The 24,929-nt window shown below is 54.8% G+C and carries 26 protein-coding genes, 2 tRNA genes and 1 pseudogene; 11 read left to right on the forward strand and 18 right to left on the reverse strand.

Features of this window, described 5'->3' with window-relative positions:
* Nucleotides 1-40: 40 nt before the first annotated feature.
* Nucleotides 41-1,108, reverse strand: coding sequence for a porin OmpA (gene ompA / locus HA50_RS06930; RefSeq protein WP_084873740.1), 1,068 nt, complete (start codon nt 1,106-1,108; stop codon nt 41-43).
* 355 nt (nt 1,109-1,463) lie between these two features.
* The gene (sulA, locus tag HA50_RS06935) at nt 1,464-1,955 is read right to left on the reverse strand and encodes an SOS-induced cell division inhibitor SulA (protein ID WP_084873741.1); all 492 of its coding nucleotides are present in this window, start codon (nt 1,953-1,955) and stop codon (nt 1,464-1,466) included.
* A 222-nt stretch (nt 1,956-2,177) separates the two neighbouring features.
* On the opposite strand from sulA, the pseudogene HA50_RS06940 reads away from it, so the two are divergent.
* A pseudogene (locus HA50_RS06940) lies at nt 2,178-2,776 on the forward strand (TfoX/Sxy family DNA transformation protein).
* Between the two features lie 25 nt (nt 2,777-2,801).
* Here the strand turns inward: HA50_RS06940 and yccS are convergent.
* Nucleotides 2,802-4,940, reverse strand: a complete 2,139-nt coding sequence (gene yccS / locus HA50_RS06945) for a YccS family putative transporter (RefSeq protein WP_084873742.1) — start codon at nt 4,938-4,940, stop codon at nt 2,802-2,804.
* A gap of 9 nt (nt 4,941-4,949) precedes the next feature.
* A complete protein-coding gene (locus tag HA50_RS06950; protein ID WP_084873743.1) occupies nt 4,950-5,393 on the reverse strand; it encodes a YccF domain-containing protein in 444 nt (147 codons plus the stop codon).
* Nucleotides 5,394-5,516: 123 nt separating this feature from the next.
* On the opposite strand from HA50_RS06950, the gene helD reads away from it, so the two are divergent.
* Entirely contained in the window at nt 5,517-7,571 is a 2,055-nt protein-coding gene (gene helD / locus HA50_RS06955) for a DNA helicase IV (protein ID WP_084873744.1), read from the forward strand.
* A 4-nt stretch (nt 7,572-7,575) separates the two neighbouring features.
* Here helD and mgsA read toward each other — a convergent pair whose 3' ends face one another.
* Both mgsA and HA50_RS06965 read right to left on the reverse strand, forming a co-directional pair.
* Nucleotides 7,576-8,037 carry a methylglyoxal synthase gene (mgsA, locus tag HA50_RS06960; protein WP_084873745.1) on the reverse strand — a complete coding sequence of 154 codons (462 nt, stop codon included), beginning with the start codon at nt 8,035-8,037 and terminating at the stop codon, nt 7,576-7,578.
* 68 nt (nt 8,038-8,105) lie between these two features.
* Nucleotides 8,106-8,744: a YccT family protein gene (locus tag HA50_RS06965; protein ID WP_084873746.1), complete on the reverse strand. Its 639-nt coding sequence runs from the start codon at nt 8,742-8,744 to the stop codon at nt 8,106-8,108.
* Between the two features lie 176 nt (nt 8,745-8,920).
* On the opposite strand from HA50_RS06965, the gene HA50_RS06970 reads away from it, so the two are divergent.
* Entirely contained in the window at nt 8,921-9,343 is a 423-nt protein-coding gene (locus HA50_RS06970) for a CoA-binding protein (RefSeq protein WP_084873747.1), read from the forward strand.
* A 32-nt stretch (nt 9,344-9,375) separates the two neighbouring features.
* Here HA50_RS06970 and hspQ read toward each other — a convergent pair whose 3' ends face one another.
* Both hspQ and rlmI read right to left on the reverse strand, forming a co-directional pair.
* The gene (gene hspQ, locus HA50_RS06975) at nt 9,376-9,693 is read right to left on the reverse strand and encodes a heat shock protein HspQ (protein ID WP_084873748.1); all 318 of its coding nucleotides are present in this window, start codon (nt 9,691-9,693) and stop codon (nt 9,376-9,378) included.
* A gap of 59 nt (nt 9,694-9,752) precedes the next feature.
* Nucleotides 9,753-10,943 (reverse strand): 23S rRNA (cytosine(1962)-C(5))-methyltransferase RlmI, encoded by a 1,191-nt coding sequence (gene rlmI / locus HA50_RS06980; RefSeq protein ID WP_084873749.1) that lies wholly within the window; start codon nt 10,941-10,943, stop codon nt 9,753-9,755.
* An 85-nt stretch (nt 10,944-11,028) separates the two neighbouring features.
* Here rlmI and yccX point away from each other — a divergent pair, with 85 nt between their 5' ends.
* The gene (yccX, locus tag HA50_RS06985; protein ID WP_084873750.1) at nt 11,029-11,307 is read left to right on the forward strand and encodes an acylphosphatase; all 279 of its coding nucleotides are present in this window, start codon (nt 11,029-11,031) and stop codon (nt 11,305-11,307) included.
* Here the strand turns inward: yccX and tusE are convergent, their stop codons facing one another.
* A complete protein-coding gene (tusE, locus tag HA50_RS06990) occupies nt 11,308-11,634 on the reverse strand; it encodes a sulfurtransferase TusE (RefSeq protein WP_084873751.1) in 327 nt (108 codons plus the stop codon).
* Between the two features lie 99 nt (nt 11,635-11,733).
* A complete protein-coding gene (yccA, locus tag HA50_RS06995; RefSeq protein ID WP_084873752.1) occupies nt 11,734-12,390 on the reverse strand; it encodes an FtsH protease modulator YccA in 657 nt (218 codons plus the stop codon).
* Nucleotides 12,391-12,613: 223 nt separating this feature from the next.
* On the opposite strand from yccA, the gene HA50_RS07000 reads away from it, so the two are divergent.
* The 3 genes from HA50_RS07000 (at nt 12,614) to agp (ending at nt 14,688) form a co-directional block, all read left to right on the forward strand.
* A tRNA-Ser gene (locus HA50_RS07000) sits at nt 12,614-12,701 on the forward strand.
* A gap of 35 nt (nt 12,702-12,736) precedes the next feature.
* Nucleotides 12,737-12,824, forward strand: a tRNA-Ser gene (locus HA50_RS07005).
* A gap of 256 nt (nt 12,825-13,080) precedes the next feature.
* Nucleotides 13,081-14,688, forward strand: coding sequence for a bifunctional glucose-1-phosphatase/inositol phosphatase (gene agp / locus HA50_RS07010; protein ID WP_208617278.1), 1,608 nt, complete (start codon nt 13,081-13,083; stop codon nt 14,686-14,688).
* A 42-nt stretch (nt 14,689-14,730) separates the two neighbouring features.
* Here the strand turns inward: agp and HA50_RS07015 are convergent, their stop codons facing one another.
* Genes HA50_RS07015 through wrbA form a run of 3 tightly spaced genes read right to left on the reverse strand, consistent with a single transcriptional unit; the run spans nt 14,731 to nt 17,009 of the window.
* Nucleotides 14,731-16,104 carry an NAD-dependent succinate-semialdehyde dehydrogenase gene (locus HA50_RS07015; RefSeq protein WP_084873754.1) on the reverse strand — a complete coding sequence of 458 codons (1,374 nt, stop codon included), beginning with the start codon at nt 16,102-16,104 and terminating at the stop codon, nt 14,731-14,733.
* Between the two features lie 54 nt (nt 16,105-16,158).
* The gene (locus tag HA50_RS07020; RefSeq protein WP_084873755.1) at nt 16,159-16,389 is read right to left on the reverse strand and encodes a YccJ family protein; all 231 of its coding nucleotides are present in this window, start codon (nt 16,387-16,389) and stop codon (nt 16,159-16,161) included.
* Nucleotides 16,390-16,409: 20 nt separating this feature from the next.
* Complete coding sequence (wrbA, locus tag HA50_RS07025; protein WP_084873756.1) at nt 16,410-17,009, reverse strand: NAD(P)H:quinone oxidoreductase; 600 nt, start codon at nt 17,007-17,009, stop codon at nt 16,410-16,412.
* Between the two features lie 315 nt (nt 17,010-17,324).
* Between wrbA and HA50_RS07030 the strand changes: the two genes are divergently transcribed.
* Together HA50_RS07030 and HA50_RS07035 are read left to right on the forward strand one after the other, a co-directional pair.
* The gene (locus HA50_RS07030; protein ID WP_084873757.1) at nt 17,325-17,489 is read left to right on the forward strand and encodes a con-10 family general stress protein; all 165 of its coding nucleotides are present in this window, start codon (nt 17,325-17,327) and stop codon (nt 17,487-17,489) included.
* A gap of 101 nt (nt 17,490-17,590) precedes the next feature.
* Nucleotides 17,591-18,514: a DMT family transporter gene (locus HA50_RS07035; protein ID WP_084873758.1), complete on the forward strand. Its 924-nt coding sequence runs from the start codon at nt 17,591-17,593 to the stop codon at nt 18,512-18,514.
* Here HA50_RS07035 and rutG read toward each other — a convergent pair.
* The 5 genes from rutG to rutA all read right to left on the reverse strand — a co-directional run bounded on the left by rutG (nt 18,511) and on the right by rutA (nt 22,989).
* Nucleotides 18,511-19,839, reverse strand: a complete 1,329-nt coding sequence (gene rutG, locus HA50_RS07040) for a pyrimidine utilization transport protein G (protein ID WP_084873759.1) — start codon at nt 19,837-19,839, stop codon at nt 18,511-18,513. The genes HA50_RS07035 and rutG overlap by 4 nt on opposite strands.
* Nucleotides 19,840-19,951: 112 nt before the next feature.
* On the reverse strand, nt 19,952-20,743 hold the full coding sequence (gene rutD, locus HA50_RS07045; protein ID WP_084873760.1) for a pyrimidine utilization protein D: 792 nt from the start codon (nt 20,741-20,743) through the stop codon (nt 19,952-19,954).
* Nucleotides 20,743-21,138: a pyrimidine utilization protein C gene (rutC, locus tag HA50_RS07050; RefSeq protein ID WP_013508575.1), complete on the reverse strand. Its 396-nt coding sequence runs from the start codon at nt 21,136-21,138 to the stop codon at nt 20,743-20,745. Before rutC ends, rutD begins: the two co-directional genes overlap by 1 nt.
* Before the next feature lie 49 nt (nt 21,139-21,187).
* Nucleotides 21,188-21,898: a pyrimidine utilization protein B gene (gene rutB / locus HA50_RS07055; RefSeq protein ID WP_084873761.1), complete on the reverse strand. Its 711-nt coding sequence runs from the start codon at nt 21,896-21,898 to the stop codon at nt 21,188-21,190.
* Nucleotides 21,898-22,989, reverse strand: coding sequence for a pyrimidine utilization protein A (gene rutA, locus HA50_RS07060; RefSeq protein ID WP_084878389.1), 1,092 nt, complete (start codon nt 22,987-22,989; stop codon nt 21,898-21,900). Before rutA ends, rutB begins: the two co-directional genes overlap by 1 nt.
* 305 nt (nt 22,990-23,294) lie before the next feature.
* Between rutA and rutR the strand changes: the two genes are divergently transcribed.
* Together rutR and HA50_RS07070 are read left to right on the forward strand one after the other, a co-directional pair.
* The gene (gene rutR / locus HA50_RS07065; RefSeq protein ID WP_084873762.1) at nt 23,295-23,930 is read left to right on the forward strand and encodes an HTH-type transcriptional regulator RutR; all 636 of its coding nucleotides are present in this window, start codon (nt 23,295-23,297) and stop codon (nt 23,928-23,930) included.
* Between the two features lie 24 nt (nt 23,931-23,954).
* Complete coding sequence (locus HA50_RS07070; RefSeq protein ID WP_084873763.1) at nt 23,955-24,929, forward strand: metal-dependent hydrolase; 975 nt, start codon at nt 23,955-23,957, stop codon at nt 24,927-24,929.

Raw genomic sequence — 24,929 nt, forward strand, 5'->3', positions numbered from 1 at the left:
AAAAAACCCCGCCGAGGCGGGGTTTTTACTGCGTGTGAACTTAAGCCTGCGGCTGAGTTACCACGTCTTTGATACCTTTCACGTCGATTTCAACGCGACGGTCCGGCGCCAGGCAGTCGATCAGGGCATTGCGGCCTTTCACGCTGTCACAGGTGTTGCCAGTAACCGGGTTAGATTTGCCCATACCACGTGCAGAGATCTTGTTGGACGGGATACCTTTAGAAACCAGGTAATCGACAACAGACTGAGCGCGTTTTTCAGACAGTTTCTGGTTGTACTGCTCTGAACCGATACGGTCGGTGAAGCCCAGAACAACGACTGAACCATCTTTCGGGTCCAGTGAGCTCAGCTGGCTGTACAGCTGATCCAGAGCCTGCTGACCTTCTGGTTTCAGGGTAGCTTTGTTGAAGTTGAACAGGACGTCAGACTTCAGGGTGAAACGCTTGGTTTCAACAACCGGAGCCGGGGCCGGAGCCGGAGCGACAACCGGTGCAGCAGCTTCATCCTGACCGAAACGGTAAGAAACACCGACGCTCAGCATGCTGTTGTCAGGGCGTGCGCCAACGGTGCCAGCATCGCCGATGTTGTTAACCCACTGGTAGTCCAGACGAGCAGCCCAGTTTTGGGTCAGTGCGTATTCAACACCAACAGCAGCCAGCGGAGAAACGCCGGTGTCGTGATCGCTGATGCGAACGCCGTTGTTGTTCTGAGTTGAATCAGCACGCCATACCATGCCGCCCAGACGGGTATAAACGTCCAGATCGTCAGTGATTGGGTAGCTCAGTTTAGCAGCCAGCTGAACGCCTTGTGCTTTGAATGCGCCATTGATGTTGTTGCCTTTGTAAGGCATACGGCCCAGCCAGTCATAGCCCAGCTCGAAGCCCAGGTACGGGTTAGCCTGGTAACCCAGGAATGCGCCTGCACCCAGCTGATCCTGATGGGTCGGACCGTCGTTGTTCACGTAACCGTTACCGTAGTTACCTTTGTCGTGGTACTGAGACCAGCCCAGTTTAGCACCGGTATACCAGGTGTTATCTTTAGGAGCGGCCTGCGCTACGGTAGCGAAGCCAGCCAGTGCCACTGCAATTGCGATAGCTGTCTTTTTCATTTTGCGCCTCGTTATCATCCAAATAGGCAATGAGCAAAAATGTTTGCTCTTGGTTGTAATCCAATCCTTCGCCGGGTCAACATGCTCGCTTATGACTCTACCGAAAAAAACGGAGGTTATTGAGCACCCTGGCGAGGTAAAGTCTACAACGAGATTGGAAACTTACAAGTATGATGTGACGCCAGGCGATAAAAAAACAGGGGTTTATACACACATTTTAACAATTGACATGGCATAATCTTCGTGATCAGAAATGAAAAAAACGGCTAAGCCATTGTCTAAGCTGGCTGGACAAGAATCAGTGGCTTAGCGTTAACTTCCGCAAAAAACGTTGTGAGAAAAATCTTAATTTTACTTAATGAAACAAATCTGAGGGAATTTTTGACGCAGACGGTTGTCTCGACAAAACGGCTTCGTACCCTTGCGGACGCATAACCAGCCCCAAAGCTTCACCTTCTGCTGCTGCCTGTTTTAGTTCCCAGCGTTCTTCATCATTAAGCTCGTACGGAATCCATGCCAGAACCACGCTATAGTTCCCGGTACGCAGGGCTTTGACCATACTTTCTACCGTACTGTAACGTTCACTTTCGGTGATATGCATACTCTTTTCCAGCGGCAAACCTGACTGCTGCAGCCACTGGCGATTCAGTTTGTGCGCTGGCGTTAACCACAGTTGCCAGCGTGATTGCAGGCTCAATTGTTGCAGGACTGGCAGCAGCAAAAGCTGCATCATGCCAGGTTGTTCACTGTAACGCAGCTCTGTAATGCCACCCAGAGTAGGTTGCGCTACACCTGAAGTTGCAAAACGGTGAGAACGATCAGCGGTGCCAGAGAATTGAGTACGCATAATTTAATCACTCAGTAATGAACTGTATGAATATACAGTAATGGCTTCCTGGATAAAGATCAACCTCAATTTCTGAAAACGTCTCGCAAATTCAGCACATTTTTTGCTCTGATTGCATTTATTCATTGAACAGCCAGATCGTTTTTCATATCTTCTAACTCGATGAATAAATGGATGTTTATTAGGATTTTTCTGGTAAAAGGACTTCAGGAAGGTGTCAGCATGAAAAAAACTCATCCGGTTGTTGAGCAATCAAAAGTGCGGCTGGCGGCACTGGGAAAAATTGAATCTCGCACGCAGTTTGGTGGCTACGCGCTAACCGTGGAAAAGGTGGTCTTTGCGTTTATCAATGACGATTCACTCTACTTACGTGCCTGTGAAGCGGTGGCGGATTATGCAGTGGAACGACCCATGGAGCCGCTAATTTATCGCAAGCGTGGCATACCTGTGGTCCTGAATTATTTCAAAGTCGATAACTGGCTTTGGCAGGAGCCAGAACGGTTGATGCGGTTGTCTGCCAGTGCTTTACGGGCGGCGCGCGATGAGCTTGAGACCAAATATGTCTCGCTGCGGTTAAAAGATTTACCCAATCTCAGCATGCGCATGGAGATGCTGCTGCATAAGGTGGGTATTTGTTCGGTAAACATTTGTATGAAATCGGCGCGAAGCAGAGTTGGCTGAAATTGCGGACGGTGAATAAGCATATTGGCCTGAAAACACTGCTGGCGTTACAGGGAGCGATTTCCGGGCATCATGAGGCGGCGCTGCCGAGTGAGGTACGAGCAGAGCTTTGCGCGTGGTATCAAAAAACGCTCCGCTAGTGACATCGCAGAGCGTTTTTCGTTTTTAAGCCGCCACGAGGATACGACGCAGGCGCGCTATTTCCGGCAGCAGGGCGATGAGTAACCCCAGCTGTTGCAAAACTAACGGTGCCTGCGTTTCCGGGCTGGCTTTCATCCCGGCCAGACGATGGAGCAGGGCCTGCTGCATCCGGGCGGCCTCAGCATCGCTGACGCGCTCAATTTGCAAAACATCTTCAACAAAGCATACCGCATCATCCAGCAACGCCAGTAGCGTCGGGTCGCTCAGCCCGACACGATGCGCGCCGAGTGCTGAAATATAGCTGAGAAAAGAGTGATTCAGGCACAGTAGCCGAAAAGCATTTTCACGTAATGACTGCTGGTAACGGGCTTCACTGCTCATATTGGAAACCACCGAAGCCAGTTCTGCATCGGCGTTGTGTGCATCGCGGCGAGCCACACGGTAAGCCAGACGGTTATCTTTGCCCTGATGATATTGCTCCATAATGGCATCAAGGTAGCGACAGTTGGCATTCAGGGTGCGTTCGGCTACGGCGGGTAACTGACGGAAGTGCCAGTCCGGCCAGACGAAGGCGACAGCCAGCCATGCCAGACCACAACCCAGCAACGTATCCATGACACGCGGCAGTGCGACTTCAAACCCTTCACCCAGCAGATTGAAGCACAGCAGCACCAGCAGAGTAATGAACAGTGTCGCCTGGGCATATTGTATTTGCCGAAAGGCAAAAAACAGCACACCACTGAAGACGATCAGTATCAACTGTCCCTCTATTGAAGGCACCAGCCACAATACCGGTAAACCGATAGCTATCCCCGCCAGCGTGCCACCAATGCGCAGTGCGAGGCGACGTCGCGTGGCATTGTAGTTCGGCTGGCAGACAAACAGGCTGGTGAGCAGAATCCAGTAGCCACGGTGTAGGCCCGTTAGTTGAATAAAGCCATAACCCACGCATAACACCAGCGTCATTCTGACTGCGTGTCGGAATAGCGCTGAAGTCGGTGTGAGATGGCGGCTAATACGCAAGCGGATATCCGCCCAGCCGCTTAACTCATCGCTGGAAAGGTTGTCATCGCTTGAAGCAGCGGGTTGCGCCAGCTTTTGTTCTGACTCAATCGACGCCAGTTGAGCGTCCATGGCACGCAAATTCCGTAACAGCCAGAACAGGGCGCGGATGTTGGCTTCATCGGGAGCACTTTGCTGCAAGCGTGCCAGCGCGGTTTCCAGCCGCTCAAAGGCGCGTTCAAAGTGTGCATCGTGGTGCCATGGCTGGCGCAATAAAATATTCTCAGCCAACTGACGACAGGCGTGCGCCTGCATATTCAGCAAACGCTGAAAACGAAACAGCACTTCGTTGTAGCGCCAGTCGTCACGTAGTTGATGATATTGCAGATGCGACGAGCTGGCGCGTTCATGGATATCCTGGGCGACAAAATAATAGTGCAGGCTGCGTCTGGTACTGCGGGAACCCCGGTCGCCACGTAATCGGCTCTGAATGGTACTTTTGGTGAGGTTTAGCTGGGCCACCAATTGGCTGTTCGCCATGGCGGTGGCGATCAGTGCAGCATCATCCTGCTCGCCACCATCAGGATCAAACAGGGTGGCTTTGGCATCCAGGTAGCGTGCCAGCTGGGAAAAACTGGCTGCTAATTGTTCCTGAACCGGGCGTACCGGAAAGATCAGATGGCCAATTAAGGTCAGCAGGTTGTACCACAAGGCTCCCACTAACAGGAGGGACGGTTGCATCCACCATTGGTGAAACAGACCCGTGCCGAGCATGGTATAGACGGCGATAAGCAGGGCACCGAAGGCGATGGTGGCGTAACGCTGCCCGAGCGCCCCCAGCAAAATAAATCCCCAGGTTGACAGTGCCAGACCGATAACAAAGGCCCAGGGATAGGGGAACAGCAACTCGACCGATACCGACGCGATGCAAAAACAGATTAGGGTAATCAGCAGATTACGCAGGCGTCCTGCCAGACGATCGTCGAGATCGGCCAGTGCTGCTGCCACGACACCCAGGGTGAGTGGGATCGTCCACTCAATCTGCTGTAGCCACCAGGGTACGGCGGCGCATCCCGCAAGGGCGAAAAAAATACGCAGTAAGTAACGCAGGCTGCTGTTAAACAGATAACGACGCCAGCCAGGTAAAGCATCATATATCATGGTGCAGCCTTAGTAACGACGGCGGGCATTGGCTTCCCGCGCTGCCTGAGCTTCTTCCACCGACACCACGCGACGTCCCACCGGCCACAAAGCGATGGCAGCAATCTTGAAATTGGCAATGCCAACAGGAATTCCGATAATCGTCAGGCACTGTACGATACCGGCAGAAATATGCATCAGGCACAGCCACCAGCCAAAAAACACCAGCCAGAAGATGTTGAGAAAGGTGCCACCCGCGTTCATCACCTGGTTTTTGCTGTCCGGACGCAGTACATCAATGTGCACCGCCTCATTACCAAATGGCAGCAGCGAGAGTTTGGTTATCTCCCAGCAGGAACGCGTTAATGGCAGCGTAAAGATAAGAATGATGCTGATCAGGGTCGCCAGCAGCCAGCTAAGGGTGGTAAAAACGCCCCCCAGCACAAAGTTGAGAATATTGAGCACGGTGCGCATAACACGATTTTCCTTTTGCAATCCGCAATATGTGTCGCCAAGTTTAGCCTGTTTTAAGGCTGGAGCGTCAAGGGTCTGGCAGGTAAACTGCGCGATAATCCTATTCCTGAAGACGGTGCAGACATGGAACTGAAAGCAACATCAATGGGTAAACGTCTGGCACAGCACCCTTATAATCGCGTGCGTCTGCTGGCTGCAGGGGTTGAAGTCAGCGGCGATCGTCATGAATACCTCATACCTTTCAATCAGTTATTAGATATCGTTTGTAAGCGAGGACTGGTATGGGGCGAGCTGGAATTTTTGTTGCCTGAAGACAAAGTGGTGCGACTACATGGCACCGAGTGGCAGGAAACACAGCGCTTTTTTCATTACCTGCAACAAGCCTGGCAACGCTGGAGCCAGGAGATGAGTGAGGTCTGTGTTGAGGTGTTGACCCACTTACAACAGGAAATCTTTGCCTTTACCGGACAGGACCGCTGGTTGAAACGCAGCGAACTCAATGCGGTGAAGGAAAATATCACCCGGCAATTCTCCGCGTTACCTTTGCCAACATCACGTCTCGAAAAGTTCGAAAATTGCCGTGAATTATGGCAATTCTGCCAGCAATGGCTGGAGCAGGGTGATGCCGCTATTCGTCAGCGTAATCGTGAATGGACCGCAAAAATTCTGCAGGAATATCAGGAATTCTTTTCCACGGTTGAGACGACCCCACTGAATCCTTCGCAATGCGAAGCCGTGGTTAACGGTGAAGATGCGTTGCTGGTGCTGGCGGGGGCCGGCAGCGGCAAAACCTCGGTGCTGGTGGCGCGTGCTGGTTGGTTATTAAAACGCAAACTGGCACAACCGGAACAAATTTTGCTGCTGGCCTTTGGGCGTCAGGCGACAGATGAGATGAACGATCGCATTCAGGCGCGGCTCGGCGAAAGCGCGATTCAGGCGCGTACCTTCCATGCGCTGGCGTTGCATATTATTCGTGAGGGCAGTAATAAGCAGCCGGTTATCAGCAAACTGGAAAGTGATAGCAAAGTCCGCCGTCAATTGCTGATTGAGGCCTGGCGTGAACAATGTAACGGTAAAAAAGCGCAGGCCAGCGGCTGGCGTCAGTGGCTCCAGGACGAGCTGGAGTGGGACATTGCCGAAGGGCCGTTCTGGCAGGATGACAAACTGGCGCAGCGTCTGGCTTCTCGTCTGGAACGCTGGCTGGGACTGATGCGGATGCACGGCGGTGCTCAGGCCGCGATGATTGCGGATGTGCCGGAAGAACAGCGCGATCAATTTAGCAAACGTATTAAGTTGATGGCTCCGATCCTGAAGGCGTGGAAAACCGCGCTGAAGGAGGAGGGGGCTGTCGATTTCTCCGGCCTGATCCATCAGGCGATTGCTATCCTGGAGAAAGGGCGATTTATCAGCCCGTGGAAGCATATTTTGGTGGATGAATTTCAGGATATCTCCCCACAACGTGCCGCATTGCTGACCGCATTACGTCAACAAAACAAACGTACGGCGCTGTTTGCTGTGGGTGATGACTGGCAGGCAATTTATCGCTTTAGCGGCGCGGAGATGAGTCTCACGACGGCCTTCCATCATTATTTTGGCGAAGGTGACCGCTGCGTGCTGGATACCACGTATCGTTTTAACGATCGTATTGGTGAGATTGCCAATCGTTTTGTGCAGCAAAACCCACATCAGCTGCGCAAACCACTGAATAGTCTTACCAAAGGGAATAAGAAGTCGGTTACGTTACTGGCACAGGAACAACTTGAACCATTACTCGATAAGTTAAGTGGTTACGTGAAGCCGGATGAACGAGTTCTGCTGCTGGCACGCTACCATCATTTACGTCCGGCGTTGCTGGATAAAGCCAAAACTCGCTGGCCAAAACTGCAACTGGATTTTATGACGATCCACGCCAGCAAAGGGCAACAGGCGGATTATGTGATCGTGCTGGGCTTGCATGAAGGGCGTGATGGATTCCCGGCTGCGGCGCGGGAATCCATCATGGAACAAGGGCTGTTACCGCAACCAGAGGCGTTCCCGGATGCAGAAGAACGTCGATTAGCCTACGTGGCGCTGACGCGTGCACGTCAGCAGGTTTGGTTGCTGTTCGATAAGGATCGGCCTTCCGTATTTGTCGGGCATTTCCGCGATTTAGGGGTGCCGCAGAACCGGAAAGCCTGATGTATTACGCTTTCAGGCGATCTGCCAGATAACGAGGGTAATCAGGGATCTGAATCTCCACTTCACGGGCAAACAACGGCGACTGGATGAGGAAATCCGCGGTGGAGCGGTTAGTCGCCACCGGGATATTCCAGACTGTCGCCAGGCGTAGCAACGCTTTAACGTCCGGATCGTGCGGTACGGCGTTAAGCGGGTCCCAGAAGAAGAACAACACATCAATTTTACCTTCCGAAATCAACGCGCCAACCTGCTGATCGCCGCCCAGCGGGCCGCTCAACATGGCGTTCACGTCCAGACCGGTATGACGATTGATGAGATTGCCGGTGGTACCGGTGGCGTACAACACATGTGACTGCAATGCGCTTTGGTTTTTCTGCACCCAATCCAGCAATGAGGCTTTGCAGTGATCGTGAGCGACGAGGGCGATATGTTTCTGAATATTGAGGGTACGAACGGTTTGCTCCATGGGGCTTCCTGATTCTTAGCGGTCGATGTAAGTAATACATCGAGTTTACCCCTGGCGTTTCGTTCCTATCAACTTGCGCGTAAGGTTTTCATCCAGCTGAGAAAACGCAAACGGGTGGCAGCATCAAAACGCTCAAACCAACGTTGTAATAAAGGCAGATCACTGACGTCCTGCCAGGCGAAATCTGCGTTTATCTGAGTGTCAGACAGGCTGCTGGTTTGCACCGCAAAGCGCGGCACGGAAGCGGCCTGACCATTACGGTTATACTTCAGCATTGCCTGTTCCAGATCGCCACCATCCGGCTGTGGCAGACGGTCACGAATGCTGGCGATTTCTTTGCCCTGCTCATCGATCAGCTGGAAATTGAGTGTTCTGTCGAAGGTGGAACGCTCACGGCGGTTGTCCAGCGCGGGCAGACGAATAGCGACGCTTTTGGCTGTGGCGGTGAAGGTCACAATCATCGGCACGGATTGATAATGCGGGTTGTTGCGAGGTGATGAGTCCGGTGATTTTTCCACGCGAAACAAAAACTGGTGCTGTCCGCGTTCCAGTTCCAGGCTGTCCGCCCCTTTCAGCAGTGAACCGGAAATTTTGCGCCCATCCAGCACCAGAAGATCGATTTCCGGATCAAGTTTCAGGGTAATGGCATGGCAGGATGCTGATACGAGTAGCATGATCAAACCCGTAACAGTCAAAAACAGCTTCATTTCAACTCCCGTGAGCTGGGCGCAAATCAGTGATGTGTAGCAAATTATTACATTATGGCAGTTAGTTTACATTTTAACATACTTATTCGTGCTGCCGCGCAAACTTTTCCGCTATGGAAAAGGGCGCGGTCAGCTGATGCCATTTACACTCAGGCGAGTGAAAAAAGGAGAGATGCATGAACGATCAAACCATTCGTGATGTTTTGACTCACGCCAAACGTATTGCGCTGGTGGGTGCCAGCGATCGTCCCGATCGTCCCAGCTACGGCGTGATGAAATTTTTGCTCGATCAGGGCTACGACGTGGTTCCGGTCAGCCCAAAACTTGCCGGTCAGCAGCTGTTGGGACAGACAGCCTACGCTACTCTGGCCGATATTCCAGGCAACATTGATATGGTGGATGTGTTTCGCAATGCCGAAGCGGCGTGGGGAGTGGCACAGGAAGCCATTGCGATTGGCGCGAAGACACTCTGGTTGCAACTCGGCGTGATCAATGAACAAGCCGCGGTGCTGGCGCAGGATGCGGGATTGACGGTGATAATGGATCGTTGCCCGAAGATTGAGATACCGCGACTGGGCATTTCGCAACCGGTGCATTAAAACAAACGGCGACCTGAGGTCGCCGTTTTTGATCAATGACGCAGGCGTGGTGCCTGTAGCTGCTGCCGAATCGACGCGGCCAGTTCGTCCATGGAAGGTTGTTCCGGGTGTTCAAATGAGGTTTCACCAGCAAGCTGGATTTCAGCGACATAGGTATGAACCTGCTCGCCTTCTTCATCTTCCATCACCACATGATACCAGGGCGCTGCACGCAGTTTCTCTGCGGCACCCACTTCTTCCAGCTTAGGTTCGTCCAGCGAATACTCCGCATCGACATCCACAATCACGCCGAGCACCCCGGAGAGACGGTGTCGGACCTGCTGTCCAATTCCAAATTTACTGGCAATCATAGTGACCTCCCAAAATACTGCCCTGCTCAAGATATGGAGGCAGAGGCAGCTTTTTCAAGTCACAGTGCGCGGCAGGCGAAACCTTTCAGATAAAGCCCTTCAGGATAGCTGGCGATCACCGGGTGGTCGGCTGCCTGACGGAACTGCTCAATAAATTGTACATCACGACCGGCATCGACGGCGGCATCAGCAATGATTTTCTGGAACAAATCAGTCGCCATCAGTCCTGAACAGGAGAAGGTCATCAGAAAACCGCCGGGGTTCAGCAATTGCATCGCCAGCATATTGATGTCTTTATAACCACGACAGGCACCGGCCAGTTGATTTTTGTTCTCAACGAATTTCGGCGGGTCCATCACGATAAGGTCAAACTTTTCACCGCTATCACGGTAACGACGCAGCAACTTAAACACATCATCACGCAGGAACTGGGCACGGGAGACATCCAGGCCATTAAGTTCCACGTTCTGTTTTGCTACATCCAGGGCATCCTGCGAGGTATCAACGCTAATCACTTCACGGCAACCGCCCATCAATGCCGATACCGCAAAACCACCGGTGTAAGAGAAGCAGTTCAGCACGCGCGCATTATCGGCATAACGGCGAGTGGCAAAGCGGCTATCACGTTGATCGAGGTAATAACCGGTTTTATGGCCGCCCTGAATATTCACCAGCAATTTCATGCCATGCTCGGTAATCGGCAGCAGCGGTGGTGGAAGCTCACCACACACCGGACCTTGTGCCAGCTCCAGTCCCTCTTTTTTACGTACTGCCACGTCGGAACGATCGTAAATCGCGCATTCCGGGAAGCATTGCTGCAGGGCGGAAACAAGGGTCGGGCGCTGATATTCAGCACCGGCAGACAGCAGCTGCAGCACGAGGAAATCACCGAAACGGTCAATGGTCACGCCAGGCATGCCATCAGATTCACCGGCAATCAGACGATAGCTATCCAGGCCATCGCGCTGTGCCAGCCAGCTACGCCACTGCTGTGCCTCGGTAAAGCGGCGGACAAAGAAGGCAATGTCGATTGACTCATCCTGTTGCCAGCTCCAGACGCGCGCCCGAATCTGCGATTGCGGTGAATAAGCGGCACGGGCCAGCCATTTGCCATTGCTGTCACAAATATCAATGGTTTCCCCGGACTGGGCTTTACCTTCCATGCGGGCAACGGCACCCGAAAACACCCAGGGATGGCGGCGGAGAAGGGATTTTTCACGTCCCTTAGCGAGAATCAATCGAACTGTCATAGTTTGCTATGCTTACCTGAAAAAATGAGGCGCCATTTTCCGGTGGATGGCGGCAAAATGCAATGAACAGTGACGGGAGAGCACAATGGCCACTACCTGCTTCAAAATCTGGGTGCACGGTCTGGTGCAGGGCGTTGGATTTCGCTACAGCACGCAGGCGCAGGCCAGACAGCTGGACGTGAAAGGTTATGCCCGCAACCTGAGTGATGGCAGCGTGGAAGTGCTGGCCTGGGGCGAGGAAGCGCAGGTCACGGCATTAATTGATTGGTTAAAGGCGGGTGGCCCGCGCAGCGCACGCGTAGAAAAAGTGCTGGTGGAACCCCATCAGCCGGCAGAACCGCCCAGCCGTTTCACCACTGGCTGATTACAGACACTTCGCCGGTTTTGGCAATCCGGCAATTTTCGTCGCCTGCTTTGCCGGGCCTTCCGGGAACAGGCGGAACAGATAGCGGCTGTTGCCTTTCTCCTCGCCATATTTTTGCGCCATTGCCTTTACCAGCATACGAATTGCCGGTGAGGTATTAAATTCCAGATAGAAAGCCCGCACAAAGTGCACCACTTCCCAATGCGCTTCGCTCAGGGTGATGTCCTCGGTTGCGGCAATGGCTTGCGCCAGGGGCTCGCTCCAGTCCGCGCTGTTTTTCAGATAGCCTTCCGCATCGGTGGCGATCTCTTTACCGGCAAAAATCACGGTGACTCCTCAGATTCAGTTTGCGCGTATTGTAGGGCGGGGCGGCCAGAAAAAGCAAAAACCCCGCCGGAGCGGGGTTTTATGACGAACTGACTGACGTTAATCGCGGCTGGCAAAGCCCAGCAGGCTAAGCAGGCTGACAAAGATGTTGTACAGCGATACATACAGGCTCACCGTGGCGCGAATATAGTTGGTTTCGCCGCCGTGAATGATGTTGCTGGTTTCCCACAAAATGGCACCCGCTGAGAACAGGATAAACAGCGCGCTGATTGCCAGGTGCAGGGCAGGCAGCTGCAGGAACAGGTTAGCGACAACCGCCACCAGCAGCACCACAAAGCCCGCCATCATCATGCCGCCGAGGAATGACATATCGCGACGGGTGGTCAGGACGTAGGCCGAGCAGCAGAAGAACACCAGCGCGGTTCCGCCCAGCGCCATGCCAATCACATCCCCCATACCCGCCGAGAGGAATGAGTTAAGAATTGGCCCCAGGCAGTAACCAAGGAATCCGGTAAAGGCAAACGCTGCCAGAATACCCGTTGGGCTGTTCGCCAGGCGGTAAGTCAGGAACATCAGGCCATAAAAGCCGACCAGCATCAGAATCAGACCCGGTGCAGGCAGGGCGAAGACGGTGCTGAGTGTGGCGGTAACGGCGGAGAACGCCAGTGTCAGGCCAAGTAAGAAATAAGTATTGCGCAGCACTTTGTGGGTGCTGATTAGCGACTGCCGCTGCGACGACGTAATAATTCTATCCATCATGCGCTCCTTAAATTGAAAGAACACCAAATCTGCGGAAAGAATACGCAGCGGTGCTGGGACAGAAAAGGCGTTTTACCCTTCTTTACGCGATAAATTGCTGTTTCCCTGAGCGGAATGGCGATTATGGCAGCGAATAAATAGTTTTTGGCTGTTTTTCAGGCGAATGAATCGCAGCAGGCTTTACATCTTCGGGGGGGATGTTTATAGTGCGCGTCATTGCGGAGGGGTGGCCGAGCGGCTTAAGGCAGCGGTCTTGAAAACCGCCGATGGGAAACCATCCGAGAGTTCGAATCTCTCCTCCTCCGCCACTTAACCTGCTCAGGGTTAAGTATTTGTTTTATCAGGAGGGATGGCCGAGCGGCTTAAGGCAGCGGTCTTGAAAACCGCCGATGGGAAACCATCCGAGAGTTCGAATCTCTCTTCCTCCGCCAAATTAAAGAAGCCCGCAGCGATGCGGGCTTTTTGCATTTCTACTTCAGAGATTCTGAAAAACATCCCGTTGCTTTTCAATCTGCTGCCTTAAGCCTACGGCGAGGCTCTGGTCTGCTATAGTCCATTCACGGTTTTTGCAAACATCTGGCGATTTTCCCAGGCAAGCTGGGTTACACTGTGGGGCAATTCGCTCTGTGGCCGAGCTAATCGTTTGAATGCCAGAGTGTTTCACTGATGAATTATGGAATAGGCACAATGATCAAGAAACTGAGTCTTTGCGCGTTGTCAGTCATCGCTGCATTACCGATGGGCATGGCAGCGCAGGCTGCGGAAGGGGACATGCAGCTGCAGCAGGTACTGATGCTGAGCCGTCACAATCTGCGCGCACCGCTGGCGAACAACGGCAGCGTGCTGGAGCAATCAACGAAAAAAAGCTGGCCGCAATGGGATGTGCCCGGTGGGCAGCTCACCACCAAAGGTGGAGTGCTGGAAGTCTACATGGGTAACTATACCCGTCAGTGGCTGGCTCAGCAGGGCCTGGTTGAAAACGGCGTCTGCCCGGATAGCAGCAACGTGTTTGTCTATGCCAACAGCCTGCAACGCACCGTAGCAACGGCTCAGTTCTTCGTGAATGGTGCTTTCCCTGGATGCGACATCGCCGTGACGCATCAGGATGCCATGGGGACCATGGATCCGGTGTTCAATCCGGTGGTGACTGATGGCAGCGACGATTTCAATAAAAAAGCCCTGACGGCGATGACCGCGGCCAATGAAAAGCTGGCGTTAAAACCCGCTTACCAATACCTCGAAAAAATTGTTGATTACAAATCCTCGCCAGCCTGCAACGGCAAGAAGCAGTGTGATTTGAGCAGTGGCCAGAACACCTTTAGCGCCGACAATGGTAAAGAACCGAACGTCAATGGCCCGCTGAAGGTTGGAAATTCGCTGATCGATGCTTTCACCCTGCAATATTACGAAGGTTTCCCGCTGGATCAGGTTGCCTGGGGGCAGATCAAAACGCCTGAGCAGTGGAAAGAGCTGGCAGCGATTAAAAATGATTATCAGGATGCGTTGTTCACTTCACCAGATGTGGCACGCGAAGTGGCGGCACCGCTGGTGGATTACATCCGCAGCCAGCTGATCGATCAGGACAAAGCCAACGCGCCGAAAGTGACGTTGATGGTGGGACATGACTCGAATATCGCTTCGCTACTCAGCGCGTTGCAGGTGAAGCCGTATGAGCTGCCGGGCAACGATGAGAAGACGCCGATTGGTGGCCAGGTGGTATTTGAACGCTGGCACGATGCGAAAAACAACAAAGACCTGCTGAAGGTGGAATATGTCTACCAGACCAGCGATCAGCTGCGTAACGCTGATGTGCTGAGCCTGAAGAATCCGCCGAAACGTGTCACGCTACAACTGGCGGGTTGTGATGCCGATGCCAATGGGTATTGCAGCTGGGATCAATTCGCCAGCGTGCTGAATGCCGCCTTGCAGGGCACGCCGTTGCAGCCTGCTGCTCCGGCACCGGCTGCTGCGCAACCAGAACAAGCTGCCGCGCCAGCGACGACCAGCGATGATGCGCAGGTACAGGCAGATCAAGCCGCTGCTGACAAAGCCACCGCAGATAAAGCGGCGGCGGATAAAGCTGCTGCGCAGAAAGCGGCAGATGCCAAAGCGGCAGAAGAGAAGGTGAAAGCCGACAAAGCTGCGGAAGCGAAGGCGAAAGCTGAGAAAGCGACAGCCCAGAAAGCAGCGGAAGAGAAAGCGAAAGCAGATGCGGCGGCGGCAGAGAAGGCCAAAGCGGATGCGCCAGCTAAATCAGACAAGAGCGAAGCGCCTGCCCCGGCGGCCAGCAACTAAGCTGCCAGCAGTGAAAAACCCCGCCGAGGCGGGGTTTTTTATTTATCCGGCCACCACCACCAGTTTCTGGTTGGCGAATTCTTTCAGACCGAGATCAGACAGCTCCCGTCCATAGCCTGAGCGTTTCACGCCACCAAAAGGAAGTTCTGCGGCGGTATCGCTTTGTGAATTGATAAACACCATACCGGTTTCGATTTGCGCTGCCATTTTACGCCCGCGGGCAATATCCCGCGTCCATACCGAGCCACCGAGGCCATAATGTGAGTCATTCGCCAGCGCCACGGCAGCACTGTCGCTAGCCACCACATAGACCTGAGCCACCGGGCCGAAGAATTCCTGATAATAGGCCGGATTATCCGGCGTCAGGCCGGTGAGAATCGTCGGCTGGAAATAATTGCCGACGCCGTCGATGACACGCCCGCCTATTTCGACCTTAGCACCCTGTGCAATGGCCTCATCAACCTGTTTGATTAAACGCTCACGCGCATCCTGTGACGACAGCGGACCGAGAGTGGTTTTCTCATCCAGCGGATCGCCAGCGACAGCCGATTGCAGCGCAGCGCTGAATTTTGCCATAAAGGGCCCGGCAACCTTCTCATGTATGATAAAGCGCTTCGCCGCGGTACAGACCTGGCCACAGTTGCTGAGGCGTGCCTGCGCCCCCTGGCGCACCGCCTCATCGAGGTCGGCATCGTCCAGCACCACAAACACATCGTTGCCACCCAGTTCCAGCGTCGATTTCTTCAGATACTTACCGGCCTGCTGCGCTACCGCACTGCCTGCCCGTTCGGACCCGGTGAGCGCCACGCCCTGCACACGGTCATCGGCGATCAAATCCGCCACCTGATCATTCGAAATATACAGATTGGTCCAGGCTCCAGGAGGTGCGCCTGCCTCATGGACCAGTTTTTCGAAGGCATCGGCGCAGTGCGGCACAATGTTGGCGTGTTTTGCCAGCACCGGGTTGCCGAGTGCCAGGTTGGGAGCCAGCACGCGCATCAACTGGTAATAGGGGAAGTTCCACGGTTCCACCGCCACAATCACGCCAACCGGATGATATTCCAGCCAGGCATCACCCACATCGCTGGGATAGGCTTGCGGTTGCAGCAGCGTTGCCGCGTGTTCGGCATAGTAGCGGGCGATTTGGGCACAAATTTTAACTTCGCCACGGCTTTGACCAATCAGCTTGCCCATCTCCTGGCTGGCGATGGTGGCCAGTTGTTCAACGCGCGCATCAATCAGATCTGCCAGACGTTTCAGCACCTGCAGTCGCGGTTGGATATCTCCTTTGCACCAGTCGGAGTGGTAAAGACGATCGGCAGTTTCCAGCGCCTGCTGCACATAAGCGCCATCATGCGATGGCCAGCTCTTCAGCAATTGGTTATTGGCGGGATTGATACTTTGGTAGGAAGACATACAACGCTCCTTGGTCAATTAAGACGACAAAGGCGGGACTGGCCCGCCTGAGATTCAGATGTTTTTACGCTCAACCGTCTTATCATCCCACGTCAGGACGTCCTGATCGGTCTTATCAAAGGCGCGAAACAACACTTCATCGCTGCCCTGTTGACGCCAGATTTCTTCTGCCAGGCGTTCGTCATAGTTAGCAACCTCAAATATCGCTTCTGCGATTTCTCTAGAGGTGTGGCGTAGTTTGGCCCATTCGCCCACGTGGTGAGCCTTAGACTGTTCTGTTGCCATAAAGGTCTCCTGTTGTGGATTTATCCTTTCAGTTTTACCGCCAGACCGGCGACATGTTCGCCCTGAAAACGGGCGATATCGAGTTCTTCTGCAGAAGGCTGGCGCGATCCATCGCCCCCTGCAATGGTGGTGGCCCCGTAAGGGGTGCCGCCGCGTACATGGGAGATATCGAAAAGTTCTTTGGTGCCATAACCGATGGGAACAATCACCATGCCGTGGTGGGCGAGGGTGGTCCAGACTGAAGTGATGGTTTGCTCCTGGCCGCCGCCGGTGCCGGTGGAGGCAAACACACTGGCAATTTTGCCGTACAGCGCGCCTGAGGCCCACAGTCCGCCAGTGCGGTCGAGGAAGTTACGCATTTGCCCCGCCATATTACCGAAACGTGTGGGGGTGCCGAGGATGATGGCATCGTATTGCGGGAGATCTTCGGGAGTTGCTTCAGTAGCTGGCTGATTGACCTTGCCGCCGACCTGCGCGAAGCGTTCGGCGTCCATGGTTTCCGGCACGCGTAATATCGTCACTTCTGCACCGTTCACACGACGTGCGCCTTCTGCAATGGCCTGCGCCATGGTTTCAATATGTCCGTACATGGAATAATAAAGCACCAGAATTTTCGCCATCTTTTTTCTTCCTGCGGGGTTTGAACACGTAATCTGAAGTATAGAAGAGCCTGCGTGACCTGCCGCTGAACAGCACAGCCGCTCACCTGCGGCTTCGCTTAATACTCCGCTAAGCGCTTGTCATCTGGCGTAAAATGCCGAGTTGATGAAAAAATAAAGAGGAATATGTGTTTCAAAGTATAAATATCAGCCATAAACGCAACGCTATTGGCTATTCTTTAATCGGGTGGCCCGGAAAACGAGCCACCTAAGCTTTTCACCCTTGCATGTGAAAAGTCCTGACCACAGATGCGAAAAACTCTCTCGGAGGAAATGATGGCCCAACATCGTGGAGGATCGGGTAATTTCGCGGAAGATCGCGAAAGAGCCGCGGAAGCAGGCCGTAAAGGCGGTAAGAATAGCGGCGGGAATTTCAGAAACGACCCGCAGCGCGCTTCCGAAGCAGGTGAAAAAGGGGGACGCAGTCGCGGTAAGAAATAATCCGGCTGTGCAGTAATTCCCTCCGCCGCCGGGAGCGCCCGGCGGTGACAACGCCTTCTGACTCTGCGAAAATGGCGCCCGAATTCACATCCTGGTGCTTTATGTCTTCAGCTTCTTCTCGTCTTTCCCTGCGCCTGACGCGCCAGGAACTTGTTTTGATCTTCATTACCATGGTCTGGGGCGGCACCTTTCTGGTGGTGCATCGGGCGATGGCTCACTCCGGCCCATTCTTCTTCGTCGGTCTGCGCTTTGCGACGGCAGCGCTACTGTTGGCTTTTTTCTTCCGCCGTTACCTGAAGCAAACCACCTGGCTGGAGTGCAAAGCGGGGGCGTTGATCGGTGTGGCTATCGCCGGAGGCTATGGCCTGCAAACCTGGGGCATGCAAACTATTTCCAGCAGCCAGTCCGCCTTTCTGACTGCGCTTTACGTGCCCGTGGTGCCGCTGTTGCAGTGGCTGTTTTTACGTCGTCCACCCGGATTGATGGCGTGGCTGGGGATTCTGCTGGCGTTTATTGGCTTGTTGCTGGTGGCGGGTCCGCAGGATGGCCGTTTCGCCCTAAACGCCGGTGAAATTGCCACCCTGCTGAGCACCCTGGCGATTGCCGCTGAAATCATTCTGATCAGCCGGTTTGCTGGTCAGGTTGATGTGCGTCGTGTGACGCTGATCCAGCTGGCCGTGGCATCGGCCTGTGCTTTCGTGTTGATGATCCCCAATGGGGAAACGTTACCGACATTCAGTACGCCGCTGGTGCTGAGCGCGCTGGGACTCGGTGCCGCAAGCGCGCTGATTCAGGTCACCATGAACTGGGCGCAGCGCAGTGTCTCGCCGACGCGCGCGACGGTGATCTACGCCGGTGAACCGGTGTGGGCCGGGGTAGTCGGACGGCTGGCAGGTGAGCGTTTACCGGCGGCGGCGCTGCTGGGCGGCGCGTTAATTGTCTGTGGGGTGATCGTCAGTGAATTACGTATCCGGCGTAAAAAAGCGGTGCCGGAGCTGGCACCGCAGGAGATGCAGGAGCCTTAACTGTTTTGGCGTGCCGCCTGGTTTTCACCCAGGCTGGCACCGCGACGGCGCAGAATCGCGTTAAGAATGATGGCACCAAAAGTGGCGGTGCCGATGCCGCCCAGGGTGAAGTTACCGATTTTTAGCGCGAAATCCCCGGCACCCAGCACCAGCGTGGTGGCCACCATAATCAGATTGCTGTTCTGGCTGAAATCGACGTTATTTTGCACCCAGATACGCGCACCTGCCACGGCAATCAGGCCAAACACCACAATCGATGCTCCCCCAATCACCGGACCAGGAATGGTGTGGATGAGTGCGCCAAATTTGGGTGAAAAGCCCAGCACCAAAGCAATCAACGCCGCTGCGACAAAAGCCAGCGTAGAATAGACTTTTGTTACCGCCATCACGCCAATGTTTTCCGCGTAGGTGGTCACACCGCTGCCACCGATCGATCCCGATAGCATGGTCGCCAGGCCATCACCAACAAAAGCTCGCCCCATCCAGGGATCAAGATTGCGCCCGGTCATCCCCGCCACGGCTTTAATATGCCCAAGGTTCTCAGCCACCAGAATGATGGCCACCGGTGCGATCATCACGATCGCCTGCATATCAAACACCGGCGTGGTGGTATGCGGCAGGCCAAACCAGGCGGCGTTGGCGACACCAGTGAAATCGACCGGCTTGCCAAACCCCAGGACATTGGTCAGCAGGGCGTAAATGGCCCAGGCGGCAATCAGCCCCACCAGGATCAACAAACGCTGCACCATGCCGCGGGTAAACACCGCCACCAGACCAATACACAGCACCGTCATCACCGCCATCCAGCTATCGAACATTGACGATGACACGCTATGTACCGCAATCGGTGCGAGATTCAGCCCAATTGCCATGACAACCGCACCAGTGACCACCGGTGGCATCAGCCTTTCGATCCAGCCCGTACCCACTTTCATCACCACAAACCCAATCAGCGTGTACAGAGCACCACAGGCGATCACCCCACCGAGCGCCAGCGCCAGGTTGGGGTTGAGTCCCTGACCATTGAAGCCGGTGACGGCGATAATCACGCCGACAAAGGCCGCACTGGAACCGAGATAGCTGGGCACGCGCCCCCCGGTGACGACAAAGAACAGCAGGGTACCGATCCCGGAAACCAGAATTGCCAGATTTGGGTCCAGCCCCATCAGCAACGGCATCAACACCGTTGCGCCAAACATTGCCACAGCATGCTGCAGGCCCAGAATCACGGTCTGCCCGAGCGGCAGCGTTTCATCCGGTGCAATCAGCCCATTTTCAGTCAAGGCTGACTTTTTCTGCCAGCGGGGAAACCAGGAACTCGCCATCGTCTTCTCCAGAGTGTCTGTGGAACCGGACCGCACAGGGCGGCGTTAGCGGGCTTCCTGCCGTGAAAAGTGATGATATCCGCGGTCAAACCAGGCGAGGCCGTGCGGCTCTTCATTTCGCACCAGCGCGGCTGCCTTCCAGCCATTGCAGCAACAGCGCGTTGAAGTTTTCCGCATCGGTCACGCTCATCGCATGCCCGCCCCAGCTCATTTCGATCAGGCTGGCATTGGGGAGCGCGGCCGCCAGTTGCGGAGAGCAACTCCACGGCACCAGCAGATCATCCTGGCTATAGATCGCCAGTACCGGCTGGGTGATACGTGCCGCACAGGGGCGGAAATCGGCACTTTTCAGCGCATGTAAGCGGCGTAACAGGTTTTCCATACCCTGGAAATGCTTCACGTGATGGGCGTCTTCCGCTTCAATGCGCGACTGATGGCGTGCCAGCCATTCAGCCGGATAAAGAAACAGCGGCTGGGCGCGGACAAAAGCCTCAACCCCCACATTGAGCAGCAGATCCTGGCGTACCTGGAAACAACGTCCGGTGTGGGCATCGAGTGACAGCCAGCCATTAATCACCACTACGCGTCCAACACGTTGCGGATAATCGAGCGCCAGTTGCAGGCCAATCAGCCCGCCAAGTGCATGGCCGATCAGATCAAAGCGTTCGATTCCCTGCTGCTCCAGCGCATCTGCCAGCTCGGCGGCCATCATCGCCATGCTGTAGCCTTCAGGCAGTGTATCCGGGCTGCGGCCGGTGCCGCGCTGGTCGTAGGTCACCACGCGATAATGCTGCCCCAGCGCCGCCAGCTGGGGTTGCCAGAAACCGGCAACGCCCCCCAGGCCGGAGGAGAGCACCAGCGTCGGTGCATCCTTCGTCTGTAAACCCTGAATCTCCAGATGCATTACGCCTCCTGTTTGCCGATGTGTGCCACGGTGGCAATCTCGACCAGCGCATCCGGCTTCACCAGCCCGCATTGAATGCAGTAGCGAGCGGGTTTATCTCCAGGGAAGTATTCGGCATACACCTGATTAATGGCGGCGTAGTTACTCCAGTCAGTGAGGAAGATGGAGTTGAAGGTGACGTCATCCATGGTGCCGCCCGCCGTTTCAATCACCTTTTTAATGGTTTCCAGTACGTGGCGGGCCTGAGCAGCCGCGTCGCCAACATGCACCACATTATTTTGCGCGTCGAACGGCAGGGTGCCAGAAACGTAGACCACGCCATCGGCGAGGGTACCGGGCACAAAAGGGGCGATAGGTGTGGTGGTGCCGGGCGGAATAATGACACTTTTAGGCATGGCTTGATGTTCCTTTTCGTGGTTTTTGCAGGTGATAATGATCGTAATTTCAGGATGTTAGCGTTTCGCAGAAGGTGTCGGTGTCGCTGACCCAACCGAAAAACGTTTCGATATTGAAGATTGCCGCCTGCTGCGCAAACGGCGGTCCGGCCTGGTAAGTTGCGTCTTCCAGTACCACACCGAAATATTCCAGAAAGAATCCGTCGCGCAGCGTCGATTCCACGCAGACATTGGTGGCAATGCCGGTAAAAATCAGGTGGCGAATGCCGCGACTGCGCAACATGCTGTCGAGCGGCGTGTTGAAGAAGCCGCTGTAACGGGGTTTGGGCAGGACAATGTCACCCGGCTGCGGCACCAGTTCATCCACCAGCGCATAATCCCAGCCGCCTTTCGCCAGCAGCGTGCCCTGCAGTTCGGGGCGCTTACGCATGGTTTTCAGGGCATTGGATTTATGAAAATTGGGCGATCCGGCATCACCGGCTTCGACATATTTATCGTCCCAGCCATTCTGGAACCAGATGATTTGGATACCGGCGGCGCGGGCGGCCGTCACGGCCTGGTGAATTTTGGCGATCACCGGTTTGGTGGCAGAGACGTCAAAACCGGCCAAATCGAGATAGCCGCCCTCGGTGGCATAGGCATTTTGCATATCCACCACAATCAGGGCGCTTTGCGCGGGCGGAAAGGCAATGGCTTCCGGGCGTGCGGGCAGGGTGACCTGCGCTAAGGTCGATGTATGGGCGCAAACAACGGCAGTCATCAGGCAACCTCCTTCTGCGATTCAATCAAAGCATGACGGCACTGCATCAGCGGCTGAATATGTTGACCAAAGTCCTCGATCCCCTGCAGGAAATCGTCGAAAGTCAGCAGCACGCCCTGCGTACCTTCCACCCCAGCAACTTCATCCAACATTCGTGCCACATTGGCCCAGGAACCCACCAGCGTACCCATATTGATGTTCACGGCGGAGGTGGGATCGGCCATCTGGCGTACGTTGGTGTCGCTGCCGGATTTGGTGTCCTGCTGACTTTGGGTGGTCAGCCAGGCGAGCGCCTCTTCATCGGCACCGGCTTTGTAGTGCTCCCATTTGGCGCGTGCGGCTTCATCACTCTCGGCGGCGATGATCATAAACAGCACATAAGAACCGACATCCCGACCTACATTGTCGGCGGCTTGTTTCATGCGTGCGGCGGTGGGGGCGAAGGCGGTTGGTGTGTTCACGCCTTTGCCAAAGCAGAAGTTGTAATCGGCGTGTTGTGCCGAAAACGCCATACCGGCATCACTTTGCCCGGCGCAGATCACCTTCATCGGCCTTTGCGGCTGCGGGCTGAGGCGGCAATCGTTCATGGTGAAGAATTCACCTTTGAAATCGCTTTGGCCGTTGCCCCACAAATCGCGCAGCACGGTGACGTATTCGGTCAGGTATTGATAGCGGCTGGCGAAGTAGTCATCACCGGGCCACAGGCCCATCTGTTCATATTCCGGTTTCTGCCAGCCGGTCACCAGGTTGACGCCAAAGCGGCCGTTGGAGATAGAATCGATGGTCGAGGCCATGCGCGCGACAATCGCGGGTGGCAGCGTCAGAGTGGCGGCGGTCGCGTAAATTTCGATACGCGAGGTGACCGCAGCCAGCCCGGCCATCAGGGTGAATGATTCGAGGTTATGGTCCCAGAATTCGGTTTTCCCGCCGAAGCCACGCAGTTTGATCATCGAAAGTGCGAAGTCGAAGTGGTAATGCTCAGCTTTTTGCACAATCGCTTTGTTCAATTCAAACGTCGGCTTGTACTGCGGGGCATGGGTGGAAATTAACCAGCCATTGTTACCAATCGGGATGAAGACGCCAATTTTCATGTGAAACCTCTCAGCAAATAACGGGTTTGTTTCACGCGCTGCGCTGCGTCCTGCTCGCTCCCTGCTGGCGGCGCTCCGTCACAATTTTGCAAAGCCTGTGCCACATTTTTAAATGTCTTATACAACATGGTGTTAAAAAAACAGGGTAAGAAAAAGCGGAGTAAATGGTCCGTTTTGGACCATTTGGTAAAAATAAACTGCACATTTTTCATGCGTCAGTGGTCAAAAAAGGTGCAGGGGCGGTATTAGGCAGGAGCGGGGGGCTTTGTTATGATGCGCGTACGCACAATGGATGAGGTAACAGTGTGAAAAGTGATGAAAAAAAGCCAACGCGTCGCTCTCGTGCGGTGGCAGCAAAACGGGCAGCGATTCTGGAAGCGGCGCTGACCTTCTTTTCGCAATTTGGTATTCACGGCACCAGCCTCGATAAAGTGGCGGAGCGCGCCGATGTGTCAAAAACCAATCTGCTTTATTACTACCCTTCGAAAGAGGCACTGTACATTGCGGTGCTGAAAGAGATTCTGGATGTCTGGCTGGCACCGTTACGCGCACTGCGTCACGATCAGGAGCCGCTGACGGCCATCCGCCGCTATATCCGCCTGAAACTGGAAGTTTCACGCGATCATCCTCAGGCATCGCGTCTGTTCTGCCTTGAGATGCTGCAGGGAGCGCCTTTGCTGAAGGGAGAACTGGCGGGAGATCTTAAAACGCTGGTGGATGAAAAGGCGGCGATCATCGAACAGTGGATCGATGAAGGGCGGCTGGCGGGCGTACGGCCCCAGCATCTGTTTTTCCTGCTGTGGGCCACCACCCAGCATTACGCCGATTTCGCCTCGCAGGTTGAGGCAGTGACCGGGCAGACGCTGAATGACCCGGCGTTCTTTGAACAAACGGTAGATAACGTGCAGCGCATGATTATTGAAGGGATCCGCGTGCGCTAATCCCTTCCAGGCACAGGAGTTTGCATGGATTCGCTTTCACAACTGGCATTAGGTGCATCGGTAAGCGTGGCGGTGATGGGCAGGCGCGTGCCGGTGTGGCAGTCAGCGCTGGTCGGTGCGGTGATCGGCACTTTACCCGATCTGGATGTATTTATTGATCACGGCGACGCCATTCGCAATATGACGCTGCATCGCAGCGAAAGTCATGCGTTGCTGTGGCTTACCCTGGTCGCACCGTTGCTGAGCTGGCTGGTGGCGGGATTACTCCGTCAACGCCAGCATTGGGTTGCCTGGTGGCTGGCTATCTGGCTGGCGCTGATCACCCATCCGTTACTTGATTTGATGACGGTCTATGGGACGCAGCTCGGTCTGCCGTTGACGGATTGCCCCTATGCTGTCGGAAGTATGTACATTATCGACCCGTTGTATACGTTGCCGTTGCTGGTTGCGCTGGGTGTGGCACTGGGGCGGCGCGACAGGATCGGCTTGCGCTGGAATCAGGTCGGGTTGGTGGTGAGTACACTGTATCTTGGCTGGAGTATGGTGGCGCAAAGTATGGCAACGCAGCATATTGGCCAGCAGCTGGCTCAACAGCGGGTGCAACCTGAGCGACTGCTGGTGACGCCCACCGCGTTTAACACCCTGGTATGGCGTACGGTGATCATGACACCGGAACGTTATGGTGAAGCTTACTGGTCGCTGCTGTCACCGAATCGTCCGCTGGAGATTCACTGGTATGATCGCCAGCCAGCCTTGCTCACACCGTTCAAAGGTCAATGGCTGGCCGAACGCGTCGCCTGGTTCAGCCATGGTTTTTATGCCATGCGCCAGCAGGGGGGCGAGACACTGATTACCGACTTGCGTATGGGCGAGGAGCCGAATTACACCTTTACCTTTAATCTCGGCGCGCCAGATGCACCGGATGCCGCCCCTACACGGGAACCGTCGTTACGGCCTACGCTGGCAGAAGCGTGGAGAAAATTACGCGAAAGGATATGA

The organism is Pantoea cypripedii (assembly GCF_002095535.1).
In the GTDB taxonomy this organism is placed as follows: domain Bacteria; phylum Pseudomonadota; class Gammaproteobacteria; order Enterobacterales; family Enterobacteriaceae; genus Pantoea; species Pantoea cypripedii.

What these genes read in the sequence shown, in the direction of transcription:
- ompA (WP_084873740.1), bottom strand. Translation starts at nt 1,108, where the DNA reads ATGAAAAAGACAGCTATCGCAATTGCAGTGGCACTGGCTGGCTTCGCT.
- sulA (WP_084873741.1), bottom strand. Translation starts at nt 1,955, where the DNA reads ATGCGTACTCAATTCTCTGGCACCGCTGATCGTTCTCACCGTTTTGCA.
- yccS (WP_084873742.1), bottom strand. Translation starts at nt 4,940, where the DNA reads ATGATATATGATGCTTTACCTGGCTGGCGTCGTTATCTGTTTAACAGC.
- HA50_RS06950 (WP_084873743.1), bottom strand. Translation starts at nt 5,393, where the DNA reads ATGCGCACCGTGCTCAATATTCTCAACTTTGTGCTGGGGGGCGTTTTT.
- helD (WP_084873744.1), top strand. Translation starts at nt 5,517, where the DNA reads ATGGAACTGAAAGCAACATCAATGGGTAAACGTCTGGCACAGCACCCT.
- mgsA (WP_084873745.1), bottom strand. Translation starts at nt 8,037, where the DNA reads ATGGAGCAAACCGTTCGTACCCTCAATATTCAGAAACATATCGCCCTC.
- HA50_RS06965 (WP_084873746.1), bottom strand. Translation starts at nt 8,744, where the DNA reads ATGAAGCTGTTTTTGACTGTTACGGGTTTGATCATGCTACTCGTATCA.
- HA50_RS06970 (WP_084873747.1), top strand. Translation starts at nt 8,921, where the DNA reads ATGAACGATCAAACCATTCGTGATGTTTTGACTCACGCCAAACGTATT.
- hspQ (WP_084873748.1), bottom strand. Translation starts at nt 9,693, where the DNA reads ATGATTGCCAGTAAATTTGGAATTGGACAGCAGGTCCGACACCGTCTC.
- rlmI (WP_084873749.1), bottom strand. Translation starts at nt 10,943, where the DNA reads ATGACAGTTCGATTGATTCTCGCTAAGGGACGTGAAAAATCCCTTCTC.
- yccX (WP_084873750.1), top strand. Translation starts at nt 11,029, where the DNA reads ATGGCCACTACCTGCTTCAAAATCTGGGTGCACGGTCTGGTGCAGGGC.
- yccA (WP_084873752.1), bottom strand. Translation starts at nt 12,390, where the DNA reads ATGGATAGAATTATTACGTCGTCGCAGCGGCAGTCGCTAATCAGCACC.
- agp (WP_208617278.1), top strand. Translation starts at nt 13,081, where the DNA reads ATGATCAAGAAACTGAGTCTTTGCGCGTTGTCAGTCATCGCTGCATTA.
- HA50_RS07015 (WP_084873754.1), bottom strand. Translation starts at nt 16,104, where the DNA reads ATGTCTTCCTACCAAAGTATCAATCCCGCCAATAACCAATTGCTGAAG.
- HA50_RS07020 (WP_084873755.1), bottom strand. Translation starts at nt 16,389, where the DNA reads ATGGCAACAGAACAGTCTAAGGCTCACCACGTGGGCGAATGGGCCAAA.
- wrbA (WP_084873756.1), bottom strand. Translation starts at nt 17,009, where the DNA reads ATGGCGAAAATTCTGGTGCTTTATTATTCCATGTACGGACATATTGAA.
- HA50_RS07030 (WP_084873757.1), top strand. Translation starts at nt 17,325, where the DNA reads ATGGCCCAACATCGTGGAGGATCGGGTAATTTCGCGGAAGATCGCGAA.
- HA50_RS07035 (WP_084873758.1), top strand. Translation starts at nt 17,591, where the DNA reads ATGTCTTCAGCTTCTTCTCGTCTTTCCCTGCGCCTGACGCGCCAGGAA.
- rutG (WP_084873759.1), bottom strand. Translation starts at nt 19,839, where the DNA reads ATGGCGAGTTCCTGGTTTCCCCGCTGGCAGAAAAAGTCAGCCTTGACT.
- rutD (WP_084873760.1), bottom strand. Translation starts at nt 20,743, where the DNA reads ATGCATCTGGAGATTCAGGGTTTACAGACGAAGGATGCACCGACGCTG.
- rutC (WP_013508575.1), bottom strand. Translation starts at nt 21,138, where the DNA reads ATGCCTAAAAGTGTCATTATTCCGCCCGGCACCACCACACCTATCGCC.
- rutB (WP_084873761.1), bottom strand. Translation starts at nt 21,898, where the DNA reads ATGACTGCCGTTGTTTGCGCCCATACATCGACCTTAGCGCAGGTCACC.
- rutA (WP_084878389.1), bottom strand. Translation starts at nt 22,989, where the DNA reads ATGAAAATTGGCGTCTTCATCCCGATTGGTAACAATGGCTGGTTAATT.
- HA50_RS07070 (WP_084873763.1), top strand. Translation starts at nt 23,955, where the DNA reads ATGGATTCGCTTTCACAACTGGCATTAGGTGCATCGGTAAGCGTGGCG.